The 283-nt window shown below is 60.4% G+C and carries 1 protein-coding gene; it reads left to right on the forward strand.

All coding sequences use genetic code 11. The features are described from left to right. Positions 1-29 precede the first annotated feature (29 nt). Positions 30-283: hypothetical protein (locus tag EN850_RS35910; RefSeq protein WP_210238108.1), on the forward strand; the 254-nt coding region annotated here is incomplete at its 3' end.

The raw sequence follows: 283 nt of genomic DNA on the forward strand, positions 1-283 counted from the left end.
CAAGAACATCCGAGTGGCATTCTCTCGGCATGGAATGGAAGGAGCATGTCGCTTGGCTGGCGCCGATCGCAATGACCATGGTGGCCTATGTCACCATGAAGTACGGACGAGCGATCGTTCAGCACCGCAACATGCGCATCTCGGTCTTGGCTTTTGCGGTCGCGGCCTTCTTCGCGACGGGCGCAGCCGGCGCACTGGGCGCGTTCCTCAATAAATACGCTCCCGTCCGCGGAGGCCAATCGATCGTACTGATACAAGGAGAGGAGCCGGAGGGTCCCCAGAC

Origin of the sequence: Mesorhizobium sp. M8A.F.Ca.ET.207.01.1.1, from assembly GCF_004794715.1 — a bacterium.
GTDB lineage: Bacteria > Pseudomonadota > Alphaproteobacteria > Rhizobiales > Rhizobiaceae > Mesorhizobium.